Origin of the sequence: Ferruginibacter sp. (genome assembly GCF_028288465.1) — a bacterium.
Classification (GTDB): domain Bacteria; phylum Bacteroidota; class Bacteroidia; order Chitinophagales; family Chitinophagaceae; genus Ferruginibacter.
Window position 1 is genome coordinate 45884 of the sequence record NZ_JAQBNR010000064.1, and the last position, 16087, is coordinate 61970.

A 16087-nucleotide genomic window follows, 5' to 3' on the forward strand; every position below is an offset into this window, starting at 1 on the left:
GTAAAGAAAAAAATAAATACCGAAGAATTTTTTTTCTACGATTTCATCGAAAAAATTCGACAGAGAATCGTATTTATACGGTAAAATGGCCAAAATCGTCGTCAAAAAAAATTAAAAAAAATCGTAAAAACCCGGAAAAAGATGTCAAATGTGATTTTTTAGGGCTTTTTGAACTATTAAAAAGAGAGCAGGACTTTATTTTATAAAGTCACTGATCCAGTCTTTTTACTTCATTCTACTCGTAATTGCACCATTTCCAGTTTGGTTATTATTGGAGTCAAAGCTGAGCGATCAGTCAACAAAAATCAGCTATTCCCTTTACTGACATAACAATTGAATTATAGCAACAGCGGGTATTCTAATTCTAAAAGGATGTCGGTTCCGGGAATAAAAAACCTCATCCTGCTGTCACTTTTTGAAAGGGGCTTGCGCATTGGCCTTTCATCTTCATTGGGCGATAAATTTAGTTACGGTATCTTTGCAAAATGACAGCAACTAAACAAAACATACGTCACCTGGGGTTGGAGGAATTAGCTAAATATTTTGAACGTATCGGCGAAAAGAAGTTCCGTACTAAACAAGTGTATGAATGGATATGGAAAAAAGGTGCGCAAAGTTTCGAGGAGATGACAGACCTGTCAAAAGATTTGCGGTTAAAAATGACCGAAAATTTTACTATGCCGGCGCTCTCGGTAAATGCTACGCAATTCAGTAGTGATGGTACTGTCAAGTCGCGTTTTATGACTTTTGACGGCCATATGATTGAAGGAGTATTGATCCCTACTGAAAAACGAAATACGGCCTGCGTTTCGTCACAAATTGGCTGTAGTTTAAGTTGTAAGTTTTGTGCTACTGGAACAATGGAGCGAAAAAGAAACCTTGACTATGATGAAATATATAACCAGGTGGCTTTACTGAATCAGCAAAGTGAAAAGACATTTGATAAGAAACTATCGAATGTAGTGTTCATGGGCATGGGGGAACCTTTACTGAATTATAAAAATGTTTTAAAAGCCATCGACCGGTTGATTGCCAATGATGGGATGGCGATGAGCCCCAAGCGAATTACGGTTTCCACGGCTGGTGTTTCCAAAATGATCAAACAACTTGGAGATGACAAAGTACGTTTTAACCTGGCGCTTTCTTTACACGCCGCCGATGATAAAAAGCGCAACCAAATAATGCCCATCAATGAAACCAATAATATTGCTGCTTTGGTGGAGGCGCTCAACTATTTTTACGATAAAACGAAGAACGATATCACTCTGGAATACATTCTCTTTAAAGGTGTAAACGACAGCCAGGAAGATGCCGAAGCGCTGATCAAAATTTATCGCCAGATACCTACCCATCTAATCAATGTAATAGAGTACAACCCTATCTCGGGTGCTAAGTTTACTAAACCTGATGAAGATGCTACACAAAGGTTCACCGATTTTCTTGTTAAACACAGGGTAAACGTCCGTGTGAGAAGAAGCCGCGGTAAAGATATTGATGCGGCCTGCGGGCAACTTGCCAACAAAGGATAACAGCTGCAATGTCTGATGGCTGATTTTGCACGCAAATAAGATCGGTTTTTGAGGCTATGATCTTCATCTTAAACCATCAATGCTTTCCTTTAACATACCATTAAAATTCCTGATTAAACTTCGGTAGCAGCTGCATGTCTATCCTTTTGTACAAATAAAAAAATAAGTATGAAAAAGATAGCAGCAGGTATGCTGGCTTTGGCCAGTTTTATATTCAGTGCCGGTGCACAGGAAACTCCAAACATGAAACGCTCTCATCATCCGCACAAGCATGGAATGATGATGCAGGAATTAAATCTTACGGCTGATCAGCAGCAACAGCTGAAAGCCAGTCGCGACAACTACCAAAAACAATGGCTGGAATTGAATAAAAATGAGAATATTACTGTAAAGGAATCCAGGGATAAAAAAGACGCATTGCGCAAAGAGCAAAAGGAAAAGATGATGTCCATTTTGACCTCAGAGCAAAAAAACAAACTGGAGCAGCTAAAAAAAGACCATGAGGCAAAGCGTGAAGCATTGGCAGCTAAACGGCTTGATAAAATGAAAACAAAGCTGAATTTATCCGATGACCAGTTAGCTAAAATCAAATCCGGCAACGAGACCGTACATGCCAAAGCCAAAGCTATCAGGGAAGATGACCAGTTAAGCCGCACCGAAAAAAAAGAAAAATTGATGGCATTGAAAGCGGAAACACAAACCAATTTAAAAAGCATTTTGACGCCTGAACAAATCAGTAAATTAGAAGAGCTAAAGAAAAACCGGATAGAAAAACGGCAGGCAAAATAATCAACCTTACTCCCTCTGAAAACATCGGCGCAACCAAAAGTTGCGCTTTTTATTGCTGCTTCCGCGAAGGAAGCATTTTGGCGCCATTTACCTAAGTTAGAGGGTTATTTAAAGAATCTCCTTCTATTACTTTAAAATATTAAACTGAATTTGGAACCTGGCATTTGCGGTACGAGGCTACAGACTCATCCTGATTTTTAACTTGGGGGCAAGGGCTTTTCCTTATCTTTGTACTTCATTCCTGTTGAAATAACAGTAAAAATCTACATAATATGAGTCAGGCACACTTCCAGCAATTTGTTGCTAAAAAAAAGAACAGTGTAATTAAAGAAGAATTCAAGCAGGCTAAAAAGAAGGCAAAAAAAGAACGTGCGATCGCCATCGACAAACGTTTTGAAGAAAAAAGAAGACTAAAAGCCGCAGCCAGAAATGCTCCAATAGAAACTCCGGCATCCACAAAAAAAACTGCGGGTGCTGCCGGTACAAAAACCAATCAGCATAGAAAAGAAGAGAAGATCGCTTCAATTGAAAATAATTTTGAGCAAGCTGTAAAAATAGCAGGTATAAAAAAGGAATATGCGCCTCCTGTTGTCAAAGCGCCTGTTAAAACCGTTGGTGGCAAACCCGCTGCCGTCAGCACTGCTTTAATGCCGCTCAATAAATTTTTAGCTCACTGCGGCGTGTGCAGCAGAAGAGATGCTGTAACCCTTATAAAAGATGGAAAAGTAAAAGTAAACGATACAGTGGTGATTGAACCGGCTTTTAAAGTTTCTGAGAGGGATGATGTAAAATTCAACGGCAAAAAGTTATTTGTCAGCAAAAACCTGGTGTACATTTTACTGAATAAGCCCAAGGATTACATCACTACAACAGACGATCCGCAGGGAAGAAAAACGGTGTTGCAACTTACTAAAATGGCTACAACAGAAAGAATCTATCCGGTTGGACGACTGGACAGAAATACGTCTGGTGTTTTATTGCTCACCAACGATGGCGAATTGACGCAAAAACTCTCTCACCCCAGCTATAATATTACCAAAGTATATGAAGCAAGGTTGGATAAAAATCTTACCAGGGCAGATTTTGACAAGATATTAAATGGGGTCAAATTAGAGGATGGCGAAATAAAGGCCGATTCTTTAGCTTATGCAGATGCCAAAGATAAATCGATTATTGGTATTGAAATACACAGCGGCCGCAACCGAATTGTACGCCGCATTTTCGAACATCTTGGCTATGATGTAAAAGCGCTTGACCGGGTAATGTATGCCACCCTCACAAAGAAAAACGTTGAACGCGGCAAATGGCGTTTTTTAAGCGAGAAAGAAGTGCGTTTATTAAAGTACCTGAATGCATCGCACAAAAAGATTATTCCTGCTAAACCTTTATCCAACAGTATTGCTGATGACTAACGAAAATATATCTGGCAAAGAAAAGCAATCAACCGTTTCAACAAAACCGGCATCCGCAGGTTTATTGAAAGATTTAAGCGCAATTACGCTGTTTGAAAACGATCATTTTATTGCGTTGAATAAACCAGCTGGTGTACTTTCCATTCCTGACAGGATGCAATCTGAAGCTTCCCTAAAAGACAGGCTGATAGAAAAATACGGCAGTATATTCACCATACATAGATTGGACCGGGAAACCAGTGGCATTATTCTGTTTGCCAAAGATGCCGAAACACATAAATACTTTTCAAAGCTGTTTGAAGAAAAGGCGATGGAAAAATTTTACCTCGGTTTGGTACATGGATTACCTGCTGGCAAAACAGGTAAAATTGAAGCGTCCATTATGGAGCATCCTGTTTTTAAAGGCCAGATGGTAGTAAATAAAAATGGCAAGCCTTCTTTAACGGAATATGAAGTGCAGGAAAACTTAGGGAAATATTCCCTCGTAAAATTTCAACTGCATACCGGCCGTACCCACCAGATAAGAGTGCATTCAAAAAATATGGGCCATCCAATTGTATGCGATCCTTTGTATGGTGATGGTAAGCCAGTCATGCTTTCCGACATCAAAAAGAAATTTAAATTGAGCAAGCACGACCAGGAAGAACGGCCCATGCTGAACAGGGTGGCGCTGCATAGTTACGAATTGAAATTTACGGATGAACAGGGCAAAGCATTTGACCTTGTTGCAGAATTGCCGAAGGATATGCGGGCATTGATACAGCAACTTAAAAAAAACAGATAATAGTAAGAGCCCCTTTCCAGTGGCCCTTACTATATAAATAAAAACTAAAACTTAGTTTAAGTCAGGTTGTGGAGTATAACGCAAGTAAGGCTTAATTTCTTCAACTCCTTTCGGAAATTTCTTGATCGCGTCAGCAGTGCTGATAGATGGAACCACAATTACATTTTCGCCCTGTTTCCAGTTGGCAGGTGTTGCTACACTGTAGTTGGCAGTTAATTGAAGGGAATCGATTACTCTTAAGACTTCAACAAAGTTTCTGCCCGTAGATGCAGGGTAAGTAATAATCAATTTAACCGTTTTATCGGGTGCAATAATCACCAGTGACCTCACTGTAGCGGTAGCAGAAGCATTGGGGTGTATAAAATCATACAACTCAGAAACCTTGCGGTCATCATCTGCAATAATGGGAAACTCTACCGATACGTGCTGCGTTTCGTTTATATCGCCAATCCAACCTAAATGCTTGTCCACAGGATCAACGCTTAAAGCGAGCACTTTTACATTACGTTTATCAAATTCACTTTTTAAAGCTGCGGTACGGCCCAGTTCAGTGGTACAAACCGGTGTATAATCGGCCGGGTGAGAAAATAAAATACCCCAGGAATCGCCCAGGTAATCATAAAAATTAATTTCACCGAGAGATGTTTTTGCTGTAAAATTGGGGGCTGTATCCCCTAAACGTAGGCTCATAATAAATAATTTTAGGGTACAAATATACAATAATAGTCTATCAATCAAGTAGACTTAATTTTGTTTTTTTATTTTTTTTATTTTAGGTACCTTTCTTCCATGTTATCAAAAAAAACCCAATATGCGCTTAAGGCGCTCGGTTACCTGGCTGGCAGATATGGCGAGGGGCCAGTATTAATTTCAGATATTTCGAAGAAGAAAAAGATTCCGATTAAGTTTCTGGAAACAATATTGCTGGAGCTTAAACAGGCAGGTGTACTGGAGAGCAAAAAAGGGAAAGGCGGCGGTTACTACCTGGTTGAATCTCCCAAAAAAACCACCCTTGCCCAGGCTATCAGGTTGGTGGGTGGCCCGATTGCGATGTTGCCCTGCGTGAGCATTAATTTTTATGAAAAATGCAAAGATTGTGATGAAGCTACCTGTGGGTTAAATAAAGCCATGAAAATTACACGGGACGCTACACTGAAAATTCTGGAAAAGAAAACATTGGTTGAATTAATAGATAGAGCCGATCCCCCATCCGCTAAAGGAGGGTAATTTGTGCGTTTGATATTGTTATTGCAAAGCCACGATTCATCTCATTCGTGATTAAATTCCTGCGATCAATTAACCCGAAGAAGCACGTTTCAACTTCAATTTTCCAAAGCGGTTTTTCACGTCATCAATGGCTTTATACAGGTCATTTTTACGTTCAATATCGTTGAACAAACTAGCCTGCACCACTTCGTTCGCCAGTTCACTTAAACGAACCCCCAATAACCTTACCGGCTTGCCTTTCCGATACAACTTATGAAACAATTCCTTTACCACCGGGATAATTTCATCATCTGCACAGGTTAAGGCAATTGACGCCTGCCGGGAAGAAGTCTCAAAATCGGGGTACCGGATTTTTACCGCCACACATCCAGCTACCTTTCCATCCTGGCGTAAATCGAAGGCTATTTTTTCTGTAAGTCTAACCAGTTCGCTCATTAAAAAAACAAGATCGGTTTTATTTTCATTAAAGGTATTTTCACTGGAGATGGATTTAGCTTCGCGGCAGGCTCTTACTTCGCTGTTGTGTAATCCAAAACTTTTATTCCATAAGTCCGTGCCCCATTTACCCAATCTTTCTTCCAGTTCTTCTTTCGTTTTAAGACTGATGTCGTTGATGGTAAAAATGCCCATGGCTTTCAATACCGCATGTGTCTGTTCGCCCACGCCGGGTATTTTATTCACGGGCAGTGAAGATAAAAATTCCTTTTCTTTTCCGAAGGGAACCTGAAGGTAACCATTTGGCTTAGCCTCATTGGTAGCCATCTTTGCAATCATTTTGTTACTGCCCATTCCAAACGAAATGGGCAGCTGTGTTTCATCAATGATTTGCTGCCTTAAATCAATCGTCCATTGCAGGGGATTAAAAAAAGTGTCCATTCCGGTAAGGTCTAAATAAAATTCATCTACCGATGCTTTTTCAAATAAAGGTGCTTTGGAAGCAATAATATTCGTTACCCAGCGGCTAAATTTGCTGTAGTCGCTATAACTCCCTTTCACTGCAATAGCCTGGGGACAAAGTTGCAATGCCTTTTTTGATGGCATGCCCGAATGAATACCAAACCTACGGGCCTCATAACTGCAAGAAGAAACTACTCCCCTTTCCGCACCACCAACAAAAACCGGCTTGCCTTTCAGCGCAGGGTTATTCAATATCTCTACCGAAACAAAAAATGAATCGAGATCAAAATGAGCTATGATGCGTTGCGGAGATGTTTTCACCAGGTAAATTTACAAAATCAATATCGATTTGTACACCCTGGGAAATACGTTTTGCTTTATTTGAAAACTAAATATTTAGATTCAATCTCAACTATATCATTAAAGAATTTCTTAAATAGTTTATAATCTTCCGGCTTAATATCGTTCCGGTTCAGACTTACTTTTCTGATAATCTTCAATAAAGTTGGAGTCCTAATAAATTTTAAACTATAGGTACTGTTTTTAAAACTGAAATTTTTATCAGCCGGACACTCCAGGAGCTTTCTGCCTGAAGGCGCCTGCACTTCAATTATTGTTTCGTATACATCCGTATTTTCATAATTCCAATATTCGACCGGATATTCCCTTTTGTCGGCTGATAAGCTCTCAAGCGTTGCTACAACGTCCAGGAAAGGAATTTTCAGCATTTTCATAGACCCTGCTTCTACTAACTCATTCTTGATAGTATAGGTACTTTTGATTGTTAGAGTATCGCCGTTACCCGCAAGTCCTGTAAAGGAAACCGTATCCAGTTTGACCGGATTTTTATTGGCATTACTGAGACTTTGTTCAAATGATTCTTTCTGTTTCTCAGCTCCCAAAGATGCATACTCGTTTCGCCATGCGCTTACAATTGCTCCACATCTTTTTGTTTCAACATTGAGTTTTGCATCGTTACCAGAAAAGGACAATCTAATTTTTCTTAAAGATTCATCCCGCATCCTGTTAACAGCAGTCAGTGGCTGTAAAATGGCCTCCGATTTCTGCCCGTGTAGTGGAATAATTAAAGATAAAGCCCCATTTAGATTAGATGGTAAACTGCCAAACGGAAGATTGCTATCGGTAAGTTCTATATAATACTCTTTACCATCAACATGGAGCAAACTTATACAATGATTAAATTCCATAGATGGCAAGTCCATGTCTTTCATGCCATTATTCCGTGTATCAATTAATACCAACTGTGCATTGATACCAGCTCTTGCAGTAAGCGCCACAAAGAGTGAAGAAAGATCTTTGCAATCACCCAATTTTGTATTCAGCACTTTTGAAAGATTCTGGGGTACATAGCCGTTTTGCCTGAACGCAACAGAACTGTACCGTATATTGTTTACGATGTATTCATAGATGCGCTTTGCTTTTGCAAAATTACTTTCAGCAATTTTGTTTCTGAAGATCTCGTTATAGGCAGCCTCCAGCTCGAAATTATCTTTCAAATCCTGGTAAGATATATCGCTGTACCAGCCTGCAACATCAGCCCATGTTTTAATAGTTGAAATATGGAGTACACTGGCAACGTCATTTAAAGGCGGCATAAGCGGCTCTGATTTAACTGGCGGCAAATTGTTCAGCTCCCAGGTATATACTTTAAAATCTTCCACCTCTTTTATGACAGGTGATGCAGTATTATTACTGAATTTGTAATTTAGCTGCAAGGCTTGGGGCGCTATTAAAATATACCGGGCATTTTGTGAAGGCGCAAAAGAATTAAAAATAAATTTATCCCAGAAAGCTCTTCCTAACCTGCCGGTTGCATAATTCTGCAACCGATATTTTACATAAATCGCATCACCCGTTTGCAAACCGGTAAACACAGCAGTGCCTTCATTACGTTCCGCAGCAACTTTGCTTCCGTTTACTTTTACGACTTCGCATTTCTCCACCAGTATCGACTGTGAATTGCCGCTGGCGAGGTTAACTTCCTTCCAGTTATCAATGCCCTTTTGAGTGTTGATTTTTATCACATACGTTATATATTCCTCAGACGCACCTTCATCGTACAAAACAGCTCCTTTTTCATCCAGCAAATAAGTATAATCGTATCCAGCATCTATTGTGGATTTTTTAATTAGTGCATAAACATCCGTTTCAGGCAACAGCTTATAGAGCTCCAGTTTTTTCGACAAGACACTGATTTTTTTTCTTGCATCATAATCGGTGCGGTTGTAGTAAATATCTTTTTTATAACTTTTCAGAGCATCTTCCGTATTGTTCATTTGCTCGTAAATGGATGCGATATTATGCCAGTATAACCCAACTGAGGGCGCTAGAGCAATCGCTTTTTGGGCAGCGGCCAGTGCATTGGCGTATTCCCTTTTTTCTATGTAATAATTACTAATGCTGGTGATCATTCTGGGATCCTGCAACCCCATGGTATTGATTTTTTTTAAGGTAGCAAGATGGTCAGCGTCCTGCCCCAACTCTTTATATTCATCCGCCAAATTTTGAATGATGGAAAAATTATAATTGTTTTTGAGGTACAATTCATACACTTTTACTGCCGCTTTGCTATCTTTCTGAACCAGCTTTTTAACCCTGAACATCATATCGACAAAGGAAACATTTTCGGGGTACCTGGCATACCCTTTTTCCACCAGCTTTAACAGCTCCTCTATTTTGTCAAGCTTTCCCAGAACAGCTGCTTTTAACTGGATAATATTTTCATCTTCCCCAAATAATGACGTCATCTTTTCTATCACAACATCCGCTTCAGTATATTTTTCAGTGTTGATAAGCGTTTGAATTTCCATCTGAAGATTGATGTAACTAAGCGAATCATTTTCTTTCAACCAGTCTATCTCCTGCAACAGAAGTGTTCTGTTTTCACTCTTTACTGATATCTGCATCAACTCAAATCTCAGCAACGGATCCCCGGACGCAATTTTAAGTGCGTCTTCTATAACAAGCCTAGCTTCTGTTTTTTTTGAATCTCTGAGATAGGTTTGAGAAAGCAAAATGTAATTTACCAGGTTGAAAGGTTGCTCCTTTATTTTTGTTTCGAAAAACAACTCGGCAAAATGTTTTAATGAACCCGTGCTATCTGCGATGGCAGCTTTTATGTAGGGCTGTACAACAGCAGTTGAAGTACAATTTGGCAGCGGTACTGATGCATCATCTGTAAACCGCACAATAAAATTCGGCAACGTATTATCTGTATAACCTAACTGCACAAGCACCCGGTTATACCCCTTTTTAAGCTGACACTTTTTTTTGTAATAGTCTAACTCTGTTATCCTTTCTTTCGATTCTGAAAGTAGCAGGCCATCATTCACCCATATCTTCAAAGATCCGTTAACGCCTGCGTTTAAAACAGCTTTGGTATCTTCAGGAACATAAACAAAAGCTTGTGCATACTCTATTGCAGAGGATTGCTGAATAAAAGGATAACAAAAAACCCATCCTTCGTAGCTAAATTCGGAGGGCTTAAACCACTTAACTTCTACATTGTTCATTCCATTAAATACGGATTCTGCCCCAGCATCAGCTAACGGTTCCGGTTGCATATTGAATCCTGAGCCCGAAAGGTTTTCAAATGGTCCGGCAAATTGCCACTCTTGCACAGAATTGATTTGCTTCCATTCTTTTTCTGCGCTGGCATAATCGTTACTGAAAACAGCATGCATTGCTTTTACATATTTCGCTGCTTGCCTGATTGAACCGTTAAATGAATTGTCTTTTTCTATCTGGTTGAGTAAGTTAAGTTGATAGGCCTGCTTTTTTGAGTATTGTCCAAGTACAGATCCATTAAACCACAACGAATATAAATAGGCGTTTTTATCCGCATTTGCGGTAATCTCTTTTATCAGGCCTTCAATTTCAGTTTCTTTACCTAAATAAGTTTGCAGGTATAAAAGCGTACAGTAACTATCCAACGCTGTTGCCGGATTTTTGATACCTTTTTGTAAAAGGGCTTTTGCTTCTTTATAATTTTTTTTGTGAATGGCGTTCCAGGCATCATCGTAATCATTGGCACGGGTTGCGGAAAAAATAAAAAGGAACAATAAGGTGGTAATCAGGGTTCTGGTCATTTTAGGTGGTATGAATTTTCACAGATAAATCAAAAATTTCGGACAAAGTTTAAATCAGCATCTATTGATAATACAGGCAAAAGGACAGGATTTTTGATAGTATTGTAGGATAGATCAATTTTGATATTACAAACGTTAGTAATTTGAAATTAGTATTTAACATTCATTAATTACATTGTAAATGAATGTAGAAATTTAAAACCTACCGATAAATATCCAGCAATCCATCCGGTAAACTAACATACACTTTCCGGTTTTTCCGGTCTATCTTATCAAGCGATTCCTGGTGGATGGGGATCAGGGCCTCCTTTCCTTCCAGTAAAATGGCACATAATATCTGGTGTGGCTGTTCAATTACTTCTATTATTGCACCAAGGTCTTCGGCATTATCCGTAATTAAATGAAAACCCAACAATGCAATAGGGGAAGAGGTAGCTGCAAAACTGGTAAAATCTGCAGCGGCAAGCCACACTTCTTTGGGCGTTAATTTACGTGCCGCTTCCTTACTGTCGATTCCTTCTAACTTAATATACACTTCTTTATCATTTTTTACTGAAGCTGCCGAAATAAAATAAGGCATAAAATTATCCTTTCCTTCTTCCAGGAAAATTGTTTCCAGGCCTTTCAAAGCCGTTTTTTTACCAAGGCTATGCTGCAATACCAGTTCACCTTTTAAACCAAAGCTGGCGGCTAATTTGCCTATTTTAAAGTATTCGCTCATACGGTATGCAATTTAAGTATTTCATTTAAGCCAATAAGACAGCCTTAATGCAATTGAAAATAAAAAGACCAGGCATAAAAAAAGCAATCCCGAGTAATCAGAATTGCTTTAAAAGAATTAACGGAACAGAGATATTATTCTGCTGTTTTAGTTTCTTCAGGCGTCGCTGCAGGAGCAGTAGCTTCGGCAGTTGCAGCAGCAGGTGCTTCGGCAACTTTTCTAACCACAGGTTGATTGCGGCTATCAGTACGTGCTTTTTTATGAGCACCCTGACGTTTTGCAATGTGAGCATCATGCTCAGCACTCCAGGCAGTAAACTTTTGCATTGCAACAGCTTCATCAAACAAACCTAAACCTACACCTCTTAACAAATGCTTCAGGTATAATACGCCTTTGAAAGACAGGATACGACGTACAGTGTCAGTAGGCTGAGCACCTTTGTGTAACCAGTCCAACGCCTTCTGACGGTCAATCTGCACAGTTGCAGGAACAGTCAGGGGATTGTACGTACCAAGTTTCTGAATAAATTTGCCGTCGCGTGGGCTTCGTCCATCTGCTACTACGATGAAGTAGAACGGTCTCTTTTTTGAACCGTGTCTTTGCAGTCTCATTTTTACAGCCATAAAAAATAGAAATTTTTTTGGGTTGTGAATAAATAGGGTTTCTAACTCTCCTTAAAAGGAACGGCGAAGATAACATGCTGTAAGAAATTATCCAAATTTTTAAAACCGTTTTAAAATATTTTCAATGTTAAACTTCTGTCGCTGCCCTCTTTTATTTACAAGTCCAATGCCAGCTTTCATCGGTAATGTAAATTAACTATCTTTCTAAAAATACCACCAAATGAAAAAGTATGGCTTTTTTATGCTTTTGTTATTAGCTGCCTGCAGTGGTCCAAACCGACTGAAAAAATATTACACAGCAGAAGATAAGACTGTTTTTGACCTTGTTGAAAAATTGAAGAAAAATGGTAATGATAAAGAAGCACTGGAACAATTACCACAAGTATATAAAACAGTTTCAATCAAACGAAAAGCATTGACAGAGGCGAATTACAACAATCTTGTACCAGGCGACCGTTACATGCAGCTTGCAAAAGAATACGGGGTGATGTTGCAGATGTACAAGCAAATAAGCGAAGTGCCCGCAGCTAAAAAAATCATTGATGACTTGTGGGATCCGTCACGGCAGATTCAGGATGCAAAAAACACCGCAGCTAACGAATATTATAGCCAGGGGCTGGAATATCTTACTTATAATAACCGGGTTTCCGCCCGCAATGCCTACGATTTTTTTAGTAAGGCAAATGAGGCTGTGCCAGGCTACAAGGATGTGCGACAACTGATGCAGGAGGCTACAGAGAGAGCAACGATTAAAGTAATTGTAAGGGCAGCCAATTATTACAACCGCAACTGGAACTACTGGGGTTTTGAAAACGACTGGCTGCAGCAGCACATTATTAATGACCTCAATAACCAATCTTTCAGAGATGTTCGCTTTTACAGCGATTGGGATGCAAGCAGCCGCCAGATAAGACCAGACAGGCTGGTTGAACTGAATTTTACAGAATTATTTGTGGGCCAGGTTTTTGTTAAACGCTATACTATCAACCGTAGCAAAGAGGTGCAGACCGGCACTACCAAATCAATACCCGCCAAACCTGTTTATACCACTGTTTACGCAACAGTTAATGTAACATCAAGATACATGCAAAGCAGGGCTACACTGGAATGCAGGATATATGACCAGGTGACCGGGCATAATTTACTGTTCGACCGTTTCCCCGGAAACGATGACTGGCGAACGGAAACAGCTACTTATACAGGTAATCAAGATGCCCTGCTTCCGGAAGACTGGAGCAGGATTAATAGCAGCAATAACTTTAAAATACCCAGCCGGGCAGAGGTTGCCAACAGGTTAATCAGAAACTGTTACAGCTCTTTATTGAACCGTATAAAAACGGGTGTTCAGTTTGGTTCCGATTAATTTTGAATGATTACCAGGTTTTATGTTTGCCGGTTTTAAAAATACGGGATAAATTAAATCCAAAGCGAATATCGCCTTTGAAAAAATCACCCGTGGTTTGCGTAATATAAGCCCGTTCGTTCATGCCGGTTGCGTTGGAAAATTGCAACTGAAATACATGTCCGCCCGTTTCAATGTCAACACCAACAGACAATGGATCGGTGCTTCCACTTAGATTGCCGAACGGATGGTGATAATCAAATGTAAGCGCCATTCTTCTGCTCACTTTTAAACGTGCACCACCCCCCATTGCAAAAATGGTTTGGTCGTCGCCGGTATTAACAGGCGAACCACTGTGAACAAAAATCGGGCTTAACTGCATTGAAAATGCAGAGCTGAATTTTCTCCCGGCAACCAGTTGTATGTAATAAGATGATCTGTCTCCAAAACCAGGCTTAACAGGCGCAAAAGATTCTTCTGTCCATACTAAACCGCCTGCGGCAAGCACCAGCGAAAAGGGAATGGATCTGGCACCTGTAGATTGTTGCAAAATTCTTTGTTTAATAAAAAGATCCAGTTCTTTCCTGAAGGTACTTCTTCCAATGCCGATGGTAGTATTATCCGAAAGGCCATAATCAAAACTGATACGCATAGAAGCCACGTCCAGTCCATAAAATTGTTTTATGCCGGAGCTTATAAAACCAAACCGGTGCATGATCCTGAAATCAAGATCACCCTTGTGCAACATTTCAATAGAATGTGCATTGATAACTCTTGTTGATTTAAAAGCGCCGGTTACTTTTTGCGTTGCGGGCACACTGTCTTCTACCCCCTTTAAAAGATCCTGCGACTGCAGGTTCATTGAAAGTAAAATACTGTATACAAAAAGAGCAATGGTAAGTTTTATCATCTTTAAAAATTAATTGTGTAAAATTATTTTGTGGTCATCGACTGGTATTCTGGTATCACCACTGCAATCGATATTTTCTTATTGATTTTTTCCGCCACCAGGGAAGGGATTGATATCTTGTAATCTGCCAGCGTTATACTGAAATTGCAGGATGCAGCAACAACGCCACTTTTAACAGTTATTACCGCATTGGTACTTACAGGATTGGTTACACCGTGCAGCGTCAATGTTCCATTTACTTTTACAGTAGAAACATTGTCACCGGACAATTGGATTGTTTTACTGTTTTCAATTATTCCCTTAAAAACTGCTTTCGGATATTTATCACTCTCTACATAATTTTCATTAAAATGTTCCTGCATCAATGCTTTCTCAAACTCAAAACCTTTCAACAAAACAGCAAACTCAATTTGCCCGCTGGCCACATCCCAAACGCTTACCACTTTTGTATTCACCGCCTCAATATTTTCCATTGATGATTTGGAGTAAAAAGATATTTTGCCTGTTTTGGTAAAATACTTAGGCTGCCCAAAAGCCGCGAATATCAGCAACGTAAAAAGAATGACAAAAAATGAATATTTCATAAATTAAAAACTTTATTCTTTTTCTACAATTACACACCTGTTTAATTCAACGTCCATTAAAAAACCGGTGCAGATTCCTTTGATGGTTATCTGCTGACCAGCTTTATATTGATTGATTAATCCGATGTGGTGTTTATCCAGCAGGCAGCTTACTTTATGCATAGATGCCGTATCACCTATCATCACATTGGCCAGTGTATCCTGCTGCTTTACTATTTCGGTGATAGTGCCACGCACTTGTATTGTTTTACCAAGGTAGCGGTGATTAGCATTTGCCTCATCCTTTTCATATTCATCAAGAAATGCACCGGCATTCAGTTTTGCAGCAGGTTGAACCGAGGATAAATCTGCCGGTTTGCGGTGGTACTCCTTGTACAAATAAAATGACAAGGGGATGGCTATAACCAGTACAACAAGTATTATTTTTTTCAGCACCTGCAAAATATTGAATGAAATAAAAAATTAGTTACCATAGGCTGCACCTGCAGTAATCCATGCTGTAATAACATCTTTTTCAGTTTGTGTCAGCGGACCCGTAGGCGGCATTGTTCCATCAACAACCGCTCTTGTATTTATGCGTCCACTAAATTTTACGATGTTACAATCCACTGCCCAGTTCATTCCGCCGTTAGCTACTGTGTTGTTGTGGCAACTTTGGCATTTGGCAACCATCAATGTTTTCACTGCATTAAATTTTGCGCCGGCGGCACCTGTTGACGGCACCTTAACAGTGGCTGTTTTTTCACAACCTGCACCGTCTTTTACAAATACTGTATAATCACCCCCGGCGAGGTCGGTGAAGCTGGAAGAAGATCCGTAAGTACCTGTGCTTCCCAGTTTATAAACAAAGCCTGTACTACCAGTAGCAGCCACATCAATTTTTCCATCTGCACCACATGTAGTAGTGGCAGTGGCTGTAGGAGTAATAACGATTGTTTTCCCTGCGCATACATCAGTCACAGGCGGAGTTCCCGGGCTGCTTTTACTACAAGATGCAAAATTGATACTGATAATAATTAAAGAGAAAAGGCCAACGCCGTTTAAGATGCTTTTATTCATGATTGTTGTTTAATAAGTAATCGCAATCAACCCACTAAAGGTTGCCTGATAAGAACAAAAAAAACTCAAAAACTACATAAAAAAAGAGCCTCTTAAGGCTC

General features: G+C 39.7%; 15 protein-coding genes. 6 read left to right on the top strand and 9 right to left on the bottom strand.

Annotated features, from left to right (window positions below; translation table 11 throughout):
* Positions 1-485: 485 nt before the first annotated feature.
* The 4 genes from rlmN (at position 486) to JWR61_RS24445 (ending at position 4514) form a co-directional block, all read left to right on the top strand.
* Positions 486-1529 carry a 23S rRNA (adenine(2503)-C(2))-methyltransferase RlmN gene (gene rlmN, locus JWR61_RS24430; RefSeq protein WP_301930296.1) on the top strand — a complete coding sequence of 348 codons (1044 nt, stop codon included), beginning with the start codon at positions 486-488 and terminating at the stop codon, positions 1527-1529.
* Between the two features lie 168 nt (positions 1530-1697).
* Entirely contained in the window at positions 1698-2318 is a 621-nt protein-coding gene (locus JWR61_RS24435; protein WP_301930297.1) for a hypothetical protein, read from the top strand.
* A 272-nt stretch (positions 2319-2590) separates the two neighbouring features.
* Positions 2591-3730 (top strand): pseudouridine synthase, encoded by a 1140-nt coding sequence (locus JWR61_RS24440; protein WP_301930298.1) that lies wholly within the window; start codon positions 2591-2593, stop codon positions 3728-3730.
* On the top strand, positions 3723-4514 hold the full coding sequence (locus JWR61_RS24445; protein WP_301930299.1) for an RluA family pseudouridine synthase: 792 nt from the start codon (positions 3723-3725) through the stop codon (positions 4512-4514). Before JWR61_RS24440 ends, JWR61_RS24445 begins: the two co-directional genes overlap by 8 nt.
* A 51-nt stretch (positions 4515-4565) precedes the next feature.
* On the opposite strand, the gene JWR61_RS24450 is transcribed toward JWR61_RS24445, so the two are convergent.
* Positions 4566-5204 (bottom strand): peroxiredoxin, encoded by a 639-nt coding sequence (locus JWR61_RS24450; RefSeq protein ID WP_290335872.1) that lies wholly within the window; start codon positions 5202-5204, stop codon positions 4566-4568.
* A gap of 99 nt (positions 5205-5303) precedes the next feature.
* Between JWR61_RS24450 and JWR61_RS24455 the strand changes: the two genes are divergently transcribed.
* Positions 5304-5741 carry an Rrf2 family transcriptional regulator gene (locus JWR61_RS24455; protein ID WP_301930300.1) on the top strand — a complete coding sequence of 146 codons (438 nt, stop codon included), beginning with the start codon at positions 5304-5306 and terminating at the stop codon, positions 5739-5741.
* A 69-nt stretch (positions 5742-5810) separates the two neighbouring features.
* Here JWR61_RS24455 and dinB read toward each other — a convergent pair whose 3' ends face one another.
* The 4 genes from dinB to rpsP form a co-directional block, all read right to left on the bottom strand.
* Positions 5811-6959, bottom strand: coding sequence for a DNA polymerase IV (gene dinB, locus JWR61_RS24460; protein WP_301930301.1), 1149 nt, complete (start codon positions 6957-6959; stop codon positions 5811-5813).
* A 56-nt stretch (positions 6960-7015) separates the two neighbouring features.
* Entirely contained in the window at positions 7016-10747 is a 3732-nt protein-coding gene (locus JWR61_RS24465) for a DUF3857 domain-containing protein (RefSeq protein ID WP_301930302.1), read from the bottom strand.
* Positions 10748-10949: 202 nt separating this feature from the next.
* On the bottom strand, positions 10950-11468 hold the full coding sequence (gene rimM, locus JWR61_RS24470; protein WP_301930303.1) for a ribosome maturation factor RimM: 519 nt from the start codon (positions 11466-11468) through the stop codon (positions 10950-10952).
* 134 nt (positions 11469-11602) lie between these two features.
* A complete protein-coding gene (gene rpsP, locus JWR61_RS24475) occupies positions 11603-12091 on the bottom strand; it encodes a 30S ribosomal protein S16 (protein WP_290335867.1) in 489 nt (162 codons plus the stop codon).
* A 220-nt stretch (positions 12092-12311) separates the two neighbouring features.
* Here rpsP and JWR61_RS24480 point away from each other — a divergent pair, with 220 nt between their 5' ends.
* Positions 12312-13454, top strand: a complete 1143-nt coding sequence (locus tag JWR61_RS24480) for a hypothetical protein (RefSeq protein WP_301930304.1) — start codon at positions 12312-12314, stop codon at positions 13452-13454.
* A 10-nt stretch (positions 13455-13464) separates the two neighbouring features.
* On the opposite strand, the gene JWR61_RS24485 is transcribed toward JWR61_RS24480, so the two are convergent.
* The 4 genes from JWR61_RS24485 to JWR61_RS24500 are packed head-to-tail and all read right to left on the bottom strand — an operon-like array spanning position 13465 to position 15986.
* Entirely contained in the window at positions 13465-14343 is an 879-nt protein-coding gene (locus JWR61_RS24485; RefSeq protein WP_301930305.1) for a DUF5777 family beta-barrel protein, read from the bottom strand.
* Between the two features lie 23 nt (positions 14344-14366).
* Positions 14367-14927: a YceI family protein gene (locus tag JWR61_RS24490; RefSeq protein ID WP_301930306.1), complete on the bottom strand. Its 561-nt coding sequence runs from the start codon at positions 14925-14927 to the stop codon at positions 14367-14369.
* A 12-nt stretch (positions 14928-14939) separates the two neighbouring features.
* A complete protein-coding gene (locus tag JWR61_RS24495) occupies positions 14940-15362 on the bottom strand; it encodes a hypothetical protein (RefSeq protein WP_290335863.1) in 423 nt (140 codons plus the stop codon).
* A gap of 27 nt (positions 15363-15389) precedes the next feature.
* The gene (locus JWR61_RS24500; RefSeq protein ID WP_301930307.1) at positions 15390-15986 is read right to left on the bottom strand and encodes a hypothetical protein; all 597 of its coding nucleotides are present in this window, start codon (positions 15984-15986) and stop codon (positions 15390-15392) included.
* Positions 15987-16087 lie beyond the last annotated feature (101 nt).

Coding starts and splice junctions, on each gene's coding strand:
- rlmN (WP_301930296.1), top strand. CDS start 486: ATGACAGCAACTAAACAAAACATACGTCACCTGGGGTTGGAGGAATTA.
- JWR61_RS24435 (WP_301930297.1), top strand. CDS start 1,698: ATGAAAAAGATAGCAGCAGGTATGCTGGCTTTGGCCAGTTTTATATTC.
- JWR61_RS24440 (WP_301930298.1), top strand. CDS start 2,591: ATGAGTCAGGCACACTTCCAGCAATTTGTTGCTAAAAAAAAGAACAGT.
- JWR61_RS24445 (WP_301930299.1), top strand. CDS start 3,723: ATGACTAACGAAAATATATCTGGCAAAGAAAAGCAATCAACCGTTTCA.
- JWR61_RS24450 (WP_290335872.1), bottom strand. CDS start 5,204: ATGAGCCTACGTTTAGGGGATACAGCCCCCAATTTTACAGCAAAAACA.
- JWR61_RS24455 (WP_301930300.1), top strand. CDS start 5,304: ATGTTATCAAAAAAAACCCAATATGCGCTTAAGGCGCTCGGTTACCTG.
- JWR61_RS24465 (WP_301930302.1), bottom strand. CDS start 10,747: ATGACCAGAACCCTGATTACCACCTTATTGTTCCTTTTTATTTTTTCC.
- rimM (WP_301930303.1), bottom strand. CDS start 11,468: ATGAGCGAATACTTTAAAATAGGCAAATTAGCCGCCAGCTTTGGTTTA.
- rpsP (WP_290335867.1), bottom strand. CDS start 12,091: ATGGCTGTAAAAATGAGACTGCAAAGACACGGTTCAAAAAAGAGACCG.
- JWR61_RS24480 (WP_301930304.1), top strand. CDS start 12,312: ATGAAAAAGTATGGCTTTTTTATGCTTTTGTTATTAGCTGCCTGCAGT.
- JWR61_RS24485 (WP_301930305.1), bottom strand. CDS start 14,343: ATGATAAAACTTACCATTGCTCTTTTTGTATACAGTATTTTACTTTCA.
- JWR61_RS24490 (WP_301930306.1), bottom strand. CDS start 14,927: ATGAAATATTCATTTTTTGTCATTCTTTTTACGTTGCTGATATTCGCG.
- JWR61_RS24500 (WP_301930307.1), bottom strand. CDS start 15,986: ATGAATAAAAGCATCTTAAACGGCGTTGGCCTTTTCTCTTTAATTATT.